Annotated in this window: 12 protein-coding genes; 6 read left to right on the forward strand and 6 right to left on the reverse strand. The window is 65.3% G+C overall.

Annotation, left to right across the window (positions count from 1 at the left end; translation table 11 throughout):
- The first annotated feature begins 209 nt into the window (after positions 1 to 209).
- Positions 210 to 1280 carry an MBL fold metallo-hydrolase gene (locus BMI01S_RS10840; protein WP_028211585.1) on the forward strand — a complete coding sequence of 357 codons (1071 nt, stop codon included), beginning with the start codon at positions 210 to 212 and terminating at the stop codon, positions 1278 to 1280.
- Between the two features lie 92 nt (positions 1281 to 1372).
- Here the strand turns inward: BMI01S_RS10840 and lolA are convergent, their stop codons facing one another.
- Both lolA and BMI01S_RS10850 read right to left on the reverse strand, forming a co-directional pair.
- Positions 1373 to 2053, reverse strand: a complete 681-nt coding sequence (lolA, locus tag BMI01S_RS10845) for an outer membrane lipoprotein chaperone LolA (protein WP_042289200.1) — start codon at positions 2051 to 2053, stop codon at positions 1373 to 1375.
- Positions 2054 to 2174: 121 nt separating this feature from the next.
- Positions 2175 to 4496 (reverse strand): DNA translocase FtsK, encoded by a 2322-nt coding sequence (locus BMI01S_RS10850; protein ID WP_028211583.1) that lies wholly within the window; start codon positions 4494 to 4496, stop codon positions 2175 to 2177.
- Between the two features lie 381 nt (positions 4497 to 4877).
- Here BMI01S_RS10850 and trxB point away from each other — a divergent pair, with 381 nt between their 5' ends.
- Together trxB and BMI01S_RS10860 are read left to right on the forward strand one after the other, a co-directional pair.
- On the forward strand, positions 4878 to 5873 hold the full coding sequence (gene trxB / locus BMI01S_RS10855; protein WP_028211582.1) for a thioredoxin-disulfide reductase: 996 nt from the start codon (positions 4878 to 4880) through the stop codon (positions 5871 to 5873).
- Between the two features lie 222 nt (positions 5874 to 6095).
- On the forward strand, positions 6096 to 6866 hold the full coding sequence (locus BMI01S_RS10860; RefSeq protein WP_028211581.1) for a Smr/MutS family protein: 771 nt from the start codon (positions 6096 to 6098) through the stop codon (positions 6864 to 6866).
- Positions 6867 to 6959: 93 nt separating this feature from the next.
- On the opposite strand, the gene BMI01S_RS10865 is transcribed toward BMI01S_RS10860, so the two are convergent.
- The 4 genes from BMI01S_RS10865 to BMI01S_RS10880 all read right to left on the reverse strand — a co-directional run bounded on the left by BMI01S_RS10865 (position 6960) and on the right by BMI01S_RS10880 (position 11321).
- Entirely contained in the window at positions 6960 to 8078 is a 1119-nt protein-coding gene (locus BMI01S_RS10865; RefSeq protein ID WP_028211580.1) for an ABC transporter ATP-binding protein, read from the reverse strand.
- A gap of 64 nt (positions 8079 to 8142) precedes the next feature.
- Positions 8143 to 9000, reverse strand: a complete 858-nt coding sequence (locus BMI01S_RS10870) for a carbohydrate ABC transporter permease (protein WP_028211579.1) — start codon at positions 8998 to 9000, stop codon at positions 8143 to 8145.
- Positions 8990 to 9931: a carbohydrate ABC transporter permease gene (locus BMI01S_RS10875; RefSeq protein WP_028211578.1), complete on the reverse strand. Its 942-nt coding sequence runs from the start codon at positions 9929 to 9931 to the stop codon at positions 8990 to 8992. Before BMI01S_RS10875 ends, BMI01S_RS10870 begins: the two co-directional genes overlap by 11 nt.
- Before the next feature lie 142 nt (positions 9932 to 10073).
- Positions 10074 to 11321, reverse strand: a complete 1248-nt coding sequence (locus BMI01S_RS10880) for an ABC transporter substrate-binding protein (RefSeq protein WP_028211577.1) — start codon at positions 11319 to 11321, stop codon at positions 10074 to 10076.
- A gap of 588 nt (positions 11322 to 11909) precedes the next feature.
- On the opposite strand from BMI01S_RS10880, the gene zwf reads away from it, so the two are divergent.
- The 3 genes from zwf to BMI01S_RS10895 all read left to right on the forward strand — a co-directional run bounded on the left by zwf (position 11910) and on the right by BMI01S_RS10895 (position 16068).
- On the forward strand, positions 11910 to 13376 hold the full coding sequence (zwf, locus tag BMI01S_RS10885) for a glucose-6-phosphate dehydrogenase (RefSeq protein ID WP_028211576.1): 1467 nt from the start codon (positions 11910 to 11912) through the stop codon (positions 13374 to 13376).
- Between the two features lie 93 nt (positions 13377 to 13469).
- Entirely contained in the window at positions 13470 to 14171 is a 702-nt protein-coding gene (gene pgl, locus BMI01S_RS10890; protein WP_028211575.1) for a 6-phosphogluconolactonase, read from the forward strand.
- The gene (locus tag BMI01S_RS10895; RefSeq protein ID WP_028230521.1) at positions 14152 to 16068 is read left to right on the forward strand and encodes a bifunctional transcriptional regulator/glucokinase; all 1917 of its coding nucleotides are present in this window, start codon (positions 14152 to 14154) and stop codon (positions 16066 to 16068) included. Before pgl ends, BMI01S_RS10895 begins: the two co-directional genes overlap by 20 nt.
- The last annotated feature ends 42 nt before the right edge of the window (positions 16069 to 16110 follow it).

The following is a 16110-nucleotide window of genomic DNA, read 5'->3' on the forward strand; positions in this document are numbered from 1 at the left end:
CGTTATCGTCAAGTGCGCGGTTGCGCAACCGGCGACGAAAACGCAGGAGACTCGCTTTGCATGGGGCCGGAGCGCGCTGCGTGAGACCGGAGTAGGCGCCAAAGCGCCAACTCCGCATCGCAAAGTGCTGAAGCACCCACTCCGGCCGACCGTTTTACGTGGGACCAGAGGAAGCGCCTAACTCTGGTCGACAGGAGAAGACACCACCGATGAACGCACTCGAACACCAGCTCGACTACCCCTACGCCGACACCTTGCCGGAGCCCGGCGTCGCCTTCGACGTCGCGCCCGGCGTGAAATGGCTGCGCATGCCGCTGCCGTTCGCGCTCGACCACATCAACCTCTGGCTGCTGCGCGACGAAATCGACGGCCGGCAAGGCTGGACGGTGGTGGACTGCGGCATCACCAACGACACCATCAAGGCCCGCTGGGAAGAGGTGTTCGAGAATCAGCTGGAAGGCCTGCCGGTGCTGCGCGTGCTCGTCACGCACTGCCACCCGGACCACATCGGGCTCGCGCACTGGATCTGCTCGGGCGGCGAAAAGAAGCGCTGGGACGTGCGCCTGTGGACGACGCTCGGCGAATACATGCAGGCGCGCGTCATGGCGGCCGGCGACGGCTCGAACGCGGGCGGCGAAGGTGCCGCGCGCCATTTCGCGCGCCATGGTCTGCGCGATGAAACGTCGCTCGACAAACTGCGCAATCGCCGCGACTACTATGGCAGCCTCGTGCCGGCGCTCCCCCCGCAGTACCGCCGCCTGCGCGAAGCCGATACGGTGGCGATCGGCGGGCGCGACTGGCGCGTCATCACGGGCTACGGCCATTCGCCGGAGCACTGCGCGCTCCATTGCGAAGCGACCGGCGTGCTGATCTCAGGCGACATGGTGCTGCCGCGCATTTCGACCAACGTCTCGGTATTCGACATGGAGCCCGAAGGCAATCCGCTGGCCCTTTACCTCGAATCGCTCGGCCGCTATGAAGCGCTACCCGAAGACACGCTCGTGCTGCCCTCGCACGGCAGGCCGTTTCGCGGCGTGCGCACGCGCATCGCGCAGCTGCGCGCACACCACGACGCACGCCTCGCCGAAGTGATGGAGGCATGCGAGCGGGCGCCGCAAAGTGCCGCCGACATCGTGCCGATGATGTTCAAGCGCGAACTCGACATCCACCAGATGACCTTCGCGATGGGCGAGGCGCTCGCGCATCTGCATCTGCTGTGGCTTGCGGGCAAGGTCAAGCGCGCGAGCGGCGCGGACGGCGTACTGCGGTTCGCGGCCTGATATCGCGACTTGAAAAACGCGTGCGCAGGAAGAAAAACGGGCGGCTCCTTTCGGGGCCGCCCGTTTTCACCTGGCTCGAGGCATGAGAAGTGTCAGTTGCCGCCGCCGGTGATCAAATCAGCGCCCTTGGGTCGCACGAACTTGAAGGTCGAAGCCGGCAGCGACGGGTTCTTTTCAATGTTGGAGAACGTGAGCAGTGTCACGTTGCCGAACACATCGTGCAGCTCCATGGCTTCGAGACTGCCGTCGCGAAAGCCGATGCCCACGCTCTTGAACTGCGTGTCCTTCGACTTCGGAATCAGCTCCAGCCAGTCGATGCCGTTCTTCACGCCCGCATCGGAGAGCGTGAAGTTCTTCTCGAGATCGTTGCTGCCGAACAGGATCGCCGCCGGGCTCGCGCCGAGCGCGCCGCCAAGCTTGCGTTCGGTCACCTGGTTCAGGTCCTTGTCATAGACGTAGAGATTGTCGCCGTCCGACTGCAGCAGTTGCTGATACGGCTTCTCATACGACCAGATGAACTTGCCGGGCCGCGCGAACACGAACGTGCCGCTCGAAGTCTTGGCGTTCAACGTGGCCGTGGCGATGGCGTCGCTGGCGTTCTTCGCACCCGAAGGCGCCTTCAGTTCGCGCTGCACGAAGCTGCCGCGCGCGGAGTGGACCTGCGAGACGAACTGCTTGAGTTGATCGGTGCCGCTCGCATAGGCCTGCGAGACCATCAGGACCGACGCGCCGAGTGTGGCAAAAACGGTGGCGAAAAACGCGCGGCGCGCCATGCGCGCAAAGCGGGTCGGTTGTCCAGCGGGATACTGCATCTATCGTTCTCCAGGAGGGGGCGTTGGCCTTCACGAAGCCGGGCAGGCCAGCAAAGCCAGCGACGCGCAGGCCCGGCGAGGCTTATTCGGCCTCGCCGCGATTGGGCACGAGAATCTCGCGGTTGCCGCTCGACGACATCGCCGAAACGAGCCCGGACTGCTCCATCTGCTCGAGCAGCCGCGCCGCGCGGTTGTAGCCGATGCGCAAGTGCCGCTGCACGAGCGAAATCGACGCACGGCGATTCTTGATCACCACTTCGACGGCCTGATCGTACAGCGGATCGGACTCGTCGCCGGTGCCACTGGTTCCCGCAGCCGTGCCCTCGTCGCCCTCGCCCCCGACGCCGCCTTCGAGTATGCCCTCGATATAGTTCGGCTCGCCCTGTTCCTTGAGCTTGTCGACCACGCGATGCACCTCGTCGTCGCCGACGAATGCGCCGTGCACGCGCACGGGCAAGCCCGTGCCCGGCGGCAGGTAGAGCATGTCGCCCATGCCTAGCAGCGACTCGGCGCCCATCTGGTCGAGAATCGTGCGCGAATCGATCTTCGATGAAACCTGGAACGCGATACGCGTGGGCACGTTGGCCTTGATGAGGCCAGTGATGACGTCCACCGAGGGGCGCTGCGTGGCGAGGATCAGGTGGATGCCCGCCGCGCGCGCCTTCTGCGCGATACGTGCGATGAGCTCTTCCACCTTCTTGCCGACCACCATCATGAGATCGGCGAGTTCGTCGATCACGACGACGATGTGCGGCAGTTTCTGGCACGGCTCGGGATCGTCCGGCGTGAGGCTGAACGGATTCGGGATCTTCTCCTCGCGCTTGTTCGCCTCTTCGATCTTGTTGTTGTAGCCCGCGAGATTGCGCACGCCCAGCTTGCTCATGAGCTTGTAGCGGCGCTCCATCTCGGCCACGGTCCAGTTCAGCGCATTGCCGGCCTGGCGCATGTCGGTCACGACCGGGCAAAGCAGATGCGGAATGCCCTCGTAGACGCTCATTTCGAGCATCTTCGGATCGATCAGGATCATGCGGACCTGCTCGGCGCTCGCCTTGTAGAGGAGCGACAGGATCATCGCGTTGATCCCCACCGACTTGCCCGAGCCCGTGGTGCCGGCCACGAGCAGGTGGGGCATCTTCGCGAGATCGGCGCACACCGGCTTGCCGCCGATGTCCTTGCCGAGGCCCATGGTGAGCGCCGAGGGCGCGTCGGCGTAAACCGCGGAGCCGAGGATCTCGGAAAGGCGTACGGTCTGGCGGCGCTGGTTCGGCAGCTCCAGCGCCATGAAATTCTTGCCCGGAATCGTTTCCACCACGCGGATCGAGACGAGCGAGAGCGAACGCGCGAGATCCTTCGCGAGGTTCACGATCTGGCTGCCCTTCACGCCCGTGGCCGGCTCGATTTCGTAGCGCGTGACGACCGGGCCCGGATAGGCGGCCACCACGGCGACGTCCACGCCGAAGTCCTTGAGCTTTTTCTCGATGAGGCGCGAGGTGAATTCGAGCGTCTCGTCGGAGATGGTTTCCTGCGTGGCCGCTGCCGGGTCGAGCAGCGAGATAGCGGGCAGCGTGGAGTCGCCCGGCAGATCCTTGAAGAGCGGCACCTGGCGCTCCTTCTCCACACGCTCGGAACGCTGCGGCGTGACCACGGGCGGCACGATCGTGACCGGCTCGTGTTCCTCGATCTTCACGCGGCCGCGCTCGACCTTGCCTTCGCGCTTCACGGCCGCGGCTTCGCCGAGCTTGCGGTCGCGGCCCGCCTCGCGGCGCAGCCTCGCCATGGTCACGGCGTTGATGATGTATTCGCCGACCTTTTCCGAGAGCGAGAGCCACGAGAAGCGAAAGTACAGCGAGAGGCCGATGGCGAGCGCGAGCAGCAGCGCGAGCGTGCCGCCCGTGAAACCGAGCGCGTGCGAAACGCCGCGTGCAACGGCCCCGCCCAGCACGCCGCCGGGCGCCTGGGGCAGTTGCACCTTGAGCGACCACATGCGCAGCGCTTCGATGCCGCAGCTCGAAAGCATGACGAGCACGAACGACAGGGCTTCGGCGACCCAGCCGATGTCGCGCGGCGGGTCCTCGTCGTCGGCGTCGATCGCCTCGTGGCGCGTGATGCGCTGGTAGTTCGCGGAAATGAGGCGACCGAGCAGCACGATCCACCAGTACGCAGAAAGGCCGAACAGCAGCAGCAGGATGTCCGAGACGCGCGCGCCGACGCGCCCCGCCCAGTTCGAGATGTGGTCGACCTGGGCCGCGTGCGTCCAGCTCGGGTCATGGCGGCTGTAGCTGATCAGCGCCATCAGCAGGAACACGCCGAGCGCGACCTGCAGAATCCAGCGGATCTCGGTGAAAAGGCGCGACATGCGGTGAGGCAATGCCTGCGCCTGCGCGGAATAGGGAGCTTTGGCCATTGAATCCTGGGCTGATTCTTGATGCGTTCGCGGTCCGCCAGTCCACTCGCCTGCCCGGCAGCGCGGGGCAGACGGACGCGCGGCCGCCTTCGTCAGATCGGGCCTATTGTAAACGCGTTGTTTCGGCCCCGGCGGCCCCTCGCTGTAAATGACGGTAACTGACAACGCCTCGGCGCGCGGCGAGATCGGCCCGCGCCGGGCTCGTCGAGCCGCCGCGCGCACCCGTCCTTGCGGGGCCGAGACTATCGCGCCGATCAGTAAGCTTCATCGAGCGCCCGGTCCCCCCGGCCTTTATAATTGCGGGCTGATGCCCAATTACCTGCGTGAGGCCCGCCGCACGCGCGGCCCGCGCCAAGCAGCGCCTTTCTACGGAATTCGATCATGTCTGCAACCAAACACGCCAAAGTCCTGATTCTCGGTTCCGGCCCCGCCGGCTACACGGCTGCCGTCTACGCGGCGCGCGCGAACCTCTCGCCGCTGCTCGTCACGGGTCTGGCCCAGGGCGGCCAGCTCATGACCACGACCGATGTCGAGAACTGGCCCGCAGACCCGAATGGCGTGCAAGGCCCCGAACTGATGCAGCGATTCCTCGAGCACGCCGAGCGCTTCAACACGGAAATCGTGTTCGATCACATCCATACGGCGAAGCTCAACGAAAAACCCATCCGCCTGATCGGCGACTCGGGCGAGTACACCTGCGACTCACTCATCATCGCGACCGGCGCGTCGGCGCAATACCTCGGCCTGCCGAGCGAAGAGCTGTACATGGGCCGCGGCGTCTCGGCCTGCGCGACCTGCGACGGCTTCTTCTACCGCAACCAGCACGTCGCCGTGGTCGGCGGCGGGAACACGGCCGTGGAAGAAGCGCTGTACCTCTCCGGCATTGCGAAGAAGGTCACGGTCATTCACCGCCGCGACAAGTTCCGCGCCGAGCCGATCCTGATCGACCGCCTGCTCGAGAAGGAAAAGGAAGGCGTGGTCGAGATCAAATGGGAACACGTGCTCGACGAAGTCAAGGGCAATGAAGGCGGCGTGAACGGCCTGCGTATCAAGAACGTGAAGACCGGCGAAACCACCGAGATCGACCTGCAAGGCCTCTTCGTCGCGATCGGCCACAAGCCGAACACCGACATCTTCGAAGGCCAGCTCGAGATGAAGAACGGCTACATCATCACGAACGGCGGCCTGAACGGCAATGCCACCGGCACCAGCGTGCCGGGCGTGTTCGCGGCCGGCGACGTGCAGGATCATGTGTACCGCCAGGCGATCACGAGCGCGGGCACGGGCTGCATGGCCGCGCTCGACGCGCAGCGCTACCTCGAGACCGTGAACGAGCTTGGCCAGGCGCACGTGATGAGCGCCGAAGCCGAACGTTAAAGCGATGCGGGAGCGCCGCCTGCGAGGGCGGCCGATCCCACGCATCGAGCCTTGGGCGTCGCTCCGCTAAAATGGAGGCCTCACGCCCGACGGCACAGTAGCAACGAGGGCCGCGGCCAGCCAGCCTGCGGCCCTTCGTTTTGGTCGTTCGTAGCGGCGCATGCGAGCCGCGCAGCATCCCGCTCACGTGCGTAGCCAAACGATTTACCAGCGTCTTTCGTCATGCCCAAGAACGTGCCCCACCCGGGCGAGCCCAAGCGCCCCACGCCCGCGCGCCCTGCTCCGGCGCCCGCCGCTGCTCCGGTGGCCGAAGAAGCCGCCACCGGCAAGACAGCTTCCGGCTTTGCCGGTCTCGGCAGCCTGCGCGACGCGCTCAAGGTGCAGACGCGCCAGCGCGAGCGCGAACGCGCGGCCGCGCAAGCCGCCCGCGTCGAGGCCGCCGCCGACAGCGACCTCTTTCGCCGCGAGATCGGCCAGGTCGCGCCGCTCAAGCAGCCGCCGCGCGCGCAGCCGCGCCGCGAAACGCCCGTGCCGCTGCCGCTGCAAACGCGGCTCGACGAGCAGGCCGTGCTCCACGAAGCGATCTCCGACGAATTCGACCCCGAAGCGTATCTCGACACCGACGATTCGCTGTACTACCACCGCCCCGGCATCAGCGAAGAAGTCGTGAAGAAGCTTCGGCGCGGCACGTGGATCGTGCAGGCGCAGCTCGATTTGCACGGCATGCGCCGCGAAGAAGCACGAGAGGCGCTGCAAAACTTCATCCGCGAGGCGGGCAAGCGCGGGCTGCGCTGCGTGCGCGTGATTCACGGCAAGGGCCTCGGGTCCGTCGGCAAGGAGCCGGTGCTCAAGGGCAAGGTGCGCGCGTGGCTCGTGCAGAAGGAAGAAGTCATCGCGTTCTGCCAGGCGCGGCCGCACGACGGCGGCGCGGGTGCGGTGCTCGTGTTGTTGCAGCCGCATCCGGTCGGGCACGGGCAGCATCGCGTGCCCTGAGCGCCGCGGTCTTTGCGCCTCGCGACGTAAAAAACCCCGCACGCTGCTCACGCAGCGCACGGGGTTTTTCGCATCGGGCGATGCGCGCGACGATCAGGCGACGCGCTCTTCCGTCTTCGGGTCGAACAGTACGGCCTTCGAAACGTCGAACAGCAGGTCCATGTTGTTGAGCGGTTGCGGATTCGCGCCCGGGTGCACGCGGCTCACGATACGCTTGCCGTTGACCTGCGCGAATACGAGCGTGTCCGGACCGGTCGGCTCGATCACGTCGACCTTCACCGCGTGGCGCTGCAGTTCGTGGCCATGGCCGTCGTGCGAGCTGCGCGCGTCGGTGATGCGTTCCGGACGCAGGCCCAGCACCACTTCCTGGCCAATATGGCCGCGCACCTTGTTCGCCTCGAACGGCAGGTTCAGGACGCTGCGCGCGATACCCGTATCGAGCTCGATGCCGATGCCCGAACCCTGCTCCACCAGCTTGCCTTCGATGAAGTTCATCGGCGGCGCGCCGATGAAGCCCGCGACGAAGAGATTCGACGGCGAATCGTAGATCTCCTGCGGTGCGCCGAACTGCTGGACGATGCCGTCCTTCATCACCGCGATGCGGTCGCCGAGCGTCATCGCTTCGATCTGGTCGTGCGTCACGTAGACGATCGTCGTGCCCACGCGCTGATGCAGCAGCTTGATTTCCGAGCGCATCTCGATGCGCAGCTTCGCGTCGAGGTTCGAGAGCGGCTCGTCGAACAGGAACATCACGGGATCGCGCGCGAGCGCCCGGCCCATCGCCACGCGCTGGCGCTGGCCGCCCGAGAGCTGGCCCGGCTTGCGGTCGAGCAGGTGCTCGATCTGCAGCAGCTTCGACACGCGGCCGACGATCTCCGTCTGCTCGTTCTTCGGCACCTTGCGGATGTTCAGGCCGAACGAGATGTTCTCGCGCACCGTCATCGACGGATACAGCGCGTACGACTGGAACACCATCGCAATGTCGCGGTCCTTCGGCGAGAGGTTGTTCACCACCTTGCCGTCGATGGCGATCTCGCCCTTGGTCACGGTTTCGAGACCCGCGATCATGTTGAGCAACGTCGACTTCCCGCAGCCCGAGCCGCCGACCAGAATCAGGAACTGGCCGTCTTCGATGTCGATGTTCACGCCCTTGAGGACGGGCACCCCGTTCGGGTAGGTCTTGTAGACGTCGCGAATGGAAAGGCTTGCCATGCTATGAATCCTTTAATCGAATGCGCGCACTATCGCGCGGTTAGCCCCGCAGTTAGCCCCGCGGTTAGCCCTTCACCGCGCCCGCCGTGAGGCCGCGCACGAAGTAGCGGCCGGCGATCACGTAGACGAGCAGCGTGGGCAGCGCGGCGATGATCGCGCCGGCCATGTCGACGTTGTATTCCTTCACGCCCGTGGACGTGTTCACGAGATTGTTCAGCGCCACCGTGATCGGCATCGAATCGACGCCCGAGAACACGATACCGAACAGGAAGTCATTCCAGATCTGCGTGAATTGCCAGATCAGGCACACCATGAAGATGGGCAGCGAGATCGGCAGCATGATGCGCGTGAAGATCATGAAGAAGCCGGCGCCGTCGATGCGCGCGGCCTTCACGAGCTCGGCGGGCACGCTCACGTAGAAGTTGCGGAAGAACATCGTGGTGAACGCGATGCCGTACACGACGTGCACCAGCACGAGGCCGCCGATCGTGTTCGAAAGGCCGAAATAGCCCTGCAGACGCGCCATCGGCAGCAGGATGGCCTGGAACGGAATGAAGCAGCCGACCAGCAGCATCGTGAAGAGCGCGTCCGCGCCGCGAAAACGCCAGTGCGTGAGCACGTAGCCGTTGAACGCGCCGATGATCGACGAGATCAGCACGGCCGGGATCACCATCTTCACCGAGTTCATGAAGAACGGCTGCATGCCGTCGCAGCGCACGCCGGTGCAGGCTTCGCTCCACGCCTTGACCCACGGCGCGAAGGTCGGGCTCGTGGGCAGCGAGAGCATGGTGCCCGTGTGGATCTGGTCGAGCGACTTGAACGACGTCGACAGCATCACGTAGAGCGGAAACAGGAAGTACAACGCGAACAGGATCAGCGCCGCATAGATGACCACGCGGCTCACGTTCATCTTAGGCTGCATTGCGCGTGCTCCTCGATTCCAGATACATGAGCGGCACGAGCACGGCCACGACAGTGGCAAGCATCATCATCGACGAAGCTGCGCCGACACCGAGCTGCCCGCGGTTGAACGAAAACGTGTACATGAAGATGGCCGGCAGCGACGACGAGGTGCCCGGGCCGCCCGCGGTCAGCGCGACGACGAGGTCAAACGTCTTGATCGTGATGTGGCAGAGGATCAGCAGCACCGAGAAAAAGACCGGACGCATGCTCGGAATCACGATCTTGCGGTAGATCGTGGGCAGCGTCGCGCCATCCACCTGGGCGGCCTTGAAAATCTCGCTGTCCACGCCGCGCAGGCCTGCCAGGAAGAGCGCCATGCAAAAGCCGGTGGACTGCCAGACGGCGGCGACCACGATACAGAAAATGGCCTTGTCCGGGTTGTTCAGCCAGTCGAGCTGAAAGCTCGTCCAGCCGATGCTGTGCATCACCTGCTGAATGCCGAGGTCGGGATTGAAGATCCACTGCCAGGCCGTGCCCGTCACGATGTACGAAAGCGCCATCGGATAGAGGAACACGGCGCGCAGCGCGCCTTCCTGGCGAATCTGCTGGTCGAGCAGGATCGCGAGGAACAGCCCGAGTGCCACGCAAATCGCGATGAACGGGATGCCGAACCAGCCGAGGTTCTGCGCCGACGTCCACCAGACGTCGTTGGCGAACAGCTCGCGATAACGGTCGAGACCCGCGAATTCATAGCGCGGCATCAGTCGCGAAGTCGAGAGCGACAGGTAGCCGGTAATGAGTATGAAACCGTAGACGAATATGAGGCTGATCAGAATGCTGGGCGAAAGCACCAGCTTCGGGATCCAGCGGTCTGCGAGCGCCGCCATCGGCGACGCGCGGCGTGTAGCAGGCGTCGCCGCCTTGCCTTTGCCGCTAAGAGAAGCAGTCACTGCGCAACTCCTGGTACGGTGCGAAAGGACGCATATGGCCCAAAGCGTCCTTACGCACGATGATGGGGCTCAGAGGTGAACCGTCATGCCCGGGGCGCGCCGCGAGCGGCACACCCCGTCTTGCTTCACAACATTACTTCGCTCACTTCGTCTTCGCAGCCTTCGCGAGCGCTTCCACCGCGCTCTTCGAATCCTGGTTCGAGTTCATGAACTTCGTCACGACGTCGGTGATCGCACCCGCCGCGGCGTCGGGCTGAGCCATGCCGTGCGCGAGCGACGGCACATAGCCGCCGGCCTTGATCGCGATTTGCTCATCCGCGTACGACTTCTTGGCGCACGCGTCGAACTTGCTCATGTCCACGCCGAGGCGCACCGGAATCGAGCCCTTGTACAGGCTGAACTGCTCCTGGAACGACGGGCTCATGATCGTCTTCGCGAGTGCGATCTGGCCAGGCGTCGCGGCCTTTTGGCCCTTCTGCTGGAAGAACACGAACGAGTCGACGTTAAAAGTGTAGGCCTTCGCGGTGCCCGGCACAGCCGCGCAAACGTAGTCCGTATCCGGCTGCTTGCCCGCGTTCGCGAACTCGCCCTTGGCCCAGTCGCCCATGAACTGCATGCCGGCCTTGCCATTGATGACCATGGCCGTGGCGAGGTTCCAGTCGCGGCCCGTGCGGCCGTTATCCATGTACGACTCGATCTTGCGGACCGTGTCGAACACGTTGACCATCTGCTGCGACGTGAGCGTCTTCTGGTCGAGGTCGACGAGCGCCTTCTTGTAGAAGTCCGCGCCCTGCGAGAGGACCACGTCTTCCCACAGCGTCAGGTCCTGCCACGGCTGGCCGCCCGCTGCCACCGGCTGGATGCCTGCGGCCTTCATCTTGTCGGCCAGCGCGAAGAATTCCGGCCACGTGGTCGGCGCCTTGCCGCCCACCTTGTCGAGCGCTGCCTTGTTGATCCACACCCAGTTCACGCGGTGCACCGAGAACGGCGCGGCGACGTAGTGGCCGTCGGCGTGCATGATCTTGTCGATTTGCGGCGGGAGGTTGGCCTTCCAGTCGGTTGCGGCGGAGTCGACGTTGACCAGCACGCCCTGCTCGGCCCATTCCTGGATCAGCGGACCCTTGATCTGGGCGGCCGTCGGCGCGTTGCCCGAGATCACCTGGGTCTTCAGCGCGGTCATGGCCGCCGCGCCCGCGCCACCGGCGACCGCGAAGTCCTTCCACACGTAGCCCTGCTTCTGCATGTCGTCCTTGAGGACGCCGACGGCCTTCGACTCGCCGCCCGAAGTCCACCAGTGCAGGACTTCGAGTGACTCTGCTGCTTGCGCCGTAGCGACGCCGCCCATCAGACCTGCGGCGCACAGGGCGCCCATGATCGCGCGGAATTTCATTGCTTATCTCCTCCAGACACCTGAACAAAAAACGATTGGCCCCTGATCGCCAGGGTGCGGTGGTTGGTCAAACAGGCAAAAAACAGGCAAAACACTGGACGGACGGGAGCCGGAGTGCCGCGCGCGTGCTTTTTCATTAGATGCGCGCGGGCCGCGTGCCGGTTACCGGCCGCAGGACGCTCAAGAGATGAGTGGTTCGGAATGCAACTTGACTGTCTCCTCTTTTGATTTTCACCGGCCATCTGGCCGGCCGAGGTGCCGCTTGCGTCACGCGGCGTTGAAGCCCCATCACGTGGCGAACCGGGCGCACGACTCAGTATCTAGCCGGGCTTTGTCCCGCGATGTTCTCCATTACCATGAGGGGGCATTCCGTCCGCTCGGGAAACCGCACCAGACCGCCTTGAAGGCCGCGCCTCACGCTTTTTTCATCGATTGAACGTTACCTCTTGATTTGGATTGTAGTTAAACTACAATTCAGTGTCAAAAAAAATTTTATCGGACTACGGCCGCCCGATCGCCCCCATCGCGCCCACTCTCAGGGCAACCGATGTACCCTGCTGCGGCCCCTCAGGACAGTGACGGAGACTCATGCAAAACACCGATTCAGGTTTCACGTTCGTGCTCTTCGGCGCCACCGGCGATCTGTCGATGCGCAAGATTCTCCCGGCCCTGTATGAAGCGCACCGTTCAGGCATGCTCGCGGAAACCGGCAAGATCGTGGGCGTTGCGCGTCACGAAGAAGATCGTGCCGAATACGTCCAGTGGGTCGACGATCACGTCAAGCCGCACGTCGCCAAAAACGGCGGCTACGACGACAAGGCGTGGGCCAGCTTTCTCGAGCGCATTGTCTATGTGAAGCTCGATCTCTCGCGCGCCGAAGACTTCACGCACCTGCGCGACGGCATCGCGGCCCTGCCCGGCATCCGCGTGTTCTATCTGGCCACGGGCCCCTCGCTCTTCGTGCCGATCTGCCGCGCGCTCGCCGCCGTGGGTCTGAACGAGAACGCGCGCATCGTGCTGGAAAAACCGCTCGGCTACGACCTCAAGTCGTCGAATGCCATCAACGACGCCGTGGGTGAGATCTTCGCCGAAGGCCAGATCTACCGGATCGACCACTACCTCGGCAAGGAGCCGGTGCAGAACCTGCTCGCGCTGCGCTTCGGCAACGCGCTCTTCGAGCCGCTGTGGCGCCGCGAATGGGTGGAGAGCATCCAGATCACGATTGCCGAGGAACTGGGCGTCGAAGCGCGCGGCGATTTTTATGACAACACTGGCGCGCTGCGCGACATGGTGCAAAATCACCTGTTGCAGTTGCTCTCGATCGTCGCCATGGAGCCACCGCATTCGATGGATTCGGATTCGGTGCGCGACGAAAAGCTTCGCGTGCTGCGCGCGCTCAAACCGGTCAACCCGCTCGATATCGGCAAGGTCGCGGTGCGCGGGCAGTATCACGCGGGCGTGATCCGCGGCCAGTCGGTGCCGGCCTATGCGACCGAGCAAGGCGTGAAGCCCGACAGCCACACCGAGACCTTCGTCGCGCTCAAGGTGGAGATCGAGAACTGGCGCTGGGCGGGCGTGCCCTTCTTCCTGCGCACCGGCAAGCGGCTTGCCGACCGCGTGGCCGAGATCGTCGTGAACTTCCGCCCCGTGCCGCATTCGGCGCTCGGCGCGCCGGCGCTGCGCCCGGGCGCGAACCGCCTCGTGATCCGTCTGCAGCCGAACGAGAACATCCGCCTCTACTGCCTCGCGAAGCAGCCCGGCGAAGGCATGAATCTCGCGAGCGTGCATCTGGATCTCGCGTTCGACCGGTTCTTCCGCGAAGGCCAGATGGAGGCCTACCAGCGCCTGCTGCTCGACGTGATCAACGGCCGCCTCGCGCTTTTCGTGCGCCGCGACGAGCAGGAAGCGGCGTGGAGGTGGGTCGAGCCGATCCTGAACGAATGGGCCGCAACGCCCCGCGCGCCCAAGCCGTACGCGGCGGGCACGTGGGGACCGGCGGCTTCGAGCGCGATGCTCGCGCAGCACGGCACCTGCTGGCTCGAAGAAGAGAACTGATGGAATGACATGGCGGCGCGCCCGGTTCGCGCGACGCCGGAACGCAAAGATGAACGACCCCGTAGACCTACAAGAAAGCAGCATGGAGGAGAAGTGATCGAGCTTCACGTATTCGACGACCCGCGCGTCCAGTCCGACGCGCTGGCGCGAGCCGTGGGCGACGCGCTACAGGCGTCGCTCGCCGCCCAGCAAGCCGCGCCCGGCGCGACGGCGCGCCGGGCAACGCTCGCTGTCTCCGGCGGGACGAGCCCGCGCCCCTTCCTCGAGGCCCTTTCGACGCATCGCTTCGACTGGGCGCACATCGACGTCACGCTGGTCGACGACCGCTGGGTGCCCGAAACCGATCCCGCGAGCAACGCGCGCCTCGCGCGCGAGACGCTGCTCACGCACGAAGCGGCCCACGCGCGCTTCCTGCCGCTCGTGGACGTGGCGCACGATCTCGACGCGCACGTCGCCGCGCTCAACGCCGATCCGGCCCGCATGCTGCCGAACGTCGCCGTGCTCGGCATGGGCGAGGACGGCCACACGGCCTCGATCTTCGCCGACGCCCCCGAATGGCACGAGGCCATCACGACCGCGCGCCCGTTCGTCGCCGTGCATCCGCAGGCGGCGCCGCACGCGCGCGTCTCGTGGTCGATGCAGGCGCTGCGCCAGGTCGATCGCCTGTTCCTCTTGATCGCCGGACAGCGCAAGCTCGAAGTGCTGCAACAGGCCGCCGCGGCCGAACAAAACAACGCCATCTCGAAGCTGGCGAACGACAAGGGAGTGAGACTCGATGTCTACTGGTGCGCCTAATAAAAACGCCCCTGGCGCAGGCCAGCACGCGGACGGACCGAGGCTGCTCGCCGACATCGGCGGAACCAACGCGCGCTTCGCGCTGGAAACGGGCCCGGGCGAAATCGGCCAGGTGCGCGTGTATCCGTGCGCGCAGTATCCGGGCGTCGCGGACGTGATCCAGCAATACCTGAAAGACAACAAGATCGGCCGCGTGAATCATGCGGCCATCGCGATTGCGAATCCGGTCGACGGCGACCAGGTGCGCATGACCAATCACGACTGGACCTTCTCGATCGAAGCGACGCGCCGCGCGCTCGGCTTCGATACGCTGCTCGTCGTGAACGACTTCACCGCGCTCGCCATGGCGCTGCCGGGCCTCACCGATTCGCAGCGCGTGCAGGTGGGCGGCGGCCAGCGCCGCCAGAACAGCGTGATCGGCCTGCTCGGGCCGGGCACGGGTCTCGGCGTATCGGGCCTCATTCCCGCCGACGACCGCTGGATCGCGCTCGGCAGCGAAGGCGGCCACGCGAGCTTCTCGCCGCAGGACGAGCGCGAAGACATCGTGCTGCAGTTCGCGCGCAAGAAGTGGCCGCACGTGTCGTTCGAGCGCGTGTGCGCGGGACCGGGCGTGGAGCTCATCTATCGCGCGCTGGCCGCGCGCGACAAAAAGAAACTGCCCGCGGATATCGACCCGGCCGAGGTCGTGAAGCGCGCCCATGGTGGCGAGCCGCTCGCGCTCGAGACCGTCGAATGCTTCTGCGGCATTCTCGGCAGCTTCGCGGGCAACATCGCGATGACGCTCGGCTCGCTCGGCGGCATCTATATCGGCGGCGGCGTGGTGCCGCGTCTGGGCGAACTCTTCATGCGCTCGTCGTTCCGCCAGCGCTTCGAGGCGAAGGGCCGTTTCGACACCTATCTCTCGAACGTGCCCACCTACGTCATCACGGCCGAGTATCCGGCGTTCCTCGGCGTCTCGGCCATTCTCGCGGAGCAGCTTTCGAACCGCGCGGGCGGCGGTTCGTCGGCCGTGTTCGAGCGCATCCGCCAGATGCGCGACGCGCTCACGCCCGCCGAGCGCCGCGTGGCCGACCTCGCGCTCAACCATCCGCGCTCGATCATCAACGATCCGATCGTCGACATCGCGCGCAAGGCCGACGTGAGCCAGCCCACCGTCATCCGCTTCTGCCGTTCGCTCGGCTGCCAGGGCCTTTCCGACTTCAAGCTCAAGCTCGCCACGGGCCTGACGGGCACGATTCCGGTGAGCCACAGCCAGGTGCACCTGGGCGATACGGCCACCGACTTCGGCGCGAAGGTGCTCGACAACACCGTCTCGGCGATTTTGCAGCTGCGCGAACACCTGAACTTCGAGCACGTCGAGCAGGCCATCTCGCTGCTCAACGGCGCGCGCCGCATCGAGTTCTACGGGCTCGGCAACTCGCACATCGTCGCGCAGGACGCGCACTACAAGTTCTTCCGTTTCGGCATCCCGACGATCGCCTATGGCGACCTGTACATGCAGGCGGCCTCCGCCGCGCTGCTCGGCAAGGGCGACGTGATCGTGGCCATCTCGAAGTCGGGCCGTGCGCCGGAACTGCTGCGCGTGCTCGACGTCGCCATGCAGGCGGGCGCGAAGGTGATCGCCATCACCTCGAGCAACACGCCGCTCGCCAAGCGCGCGACCGTGGCGCTCGAAACCGATCACATCGAAATGCGCGAATCGCAGCTTTCGATGATCTCGCGCATCCTCCATCTGCTGATGATCGACATCCTCGCGGTGGGCGTCGCGATCCGCCGCGCGTCGCCCGAGGCGGACCTGAGCAACGCCGTCGAAAAGGCCCGCGAGCATGCCGACGACGACGCCTCGGCCGTGCTCGACTGGCTGAGCCACGGCGCGTCGTCCACGGCGCGCGACTAAGGCCGGCTCGATCGGGCAATAAAAAATGGGACGCCTCGGCGT

This window comes from Paraburkholderia mimosarum LMG 23256 = NBRC 106338 (genome assembly GCF_000739815.1).
In the GTDB taxonomy this organism is placed as follows: Bacteria; Pseudomonadota; Gammaproteobacteria; order Burkholderiales; family Burkholderiaceae; genus Paraburkholderia; species Paraburkholderia mimosarum.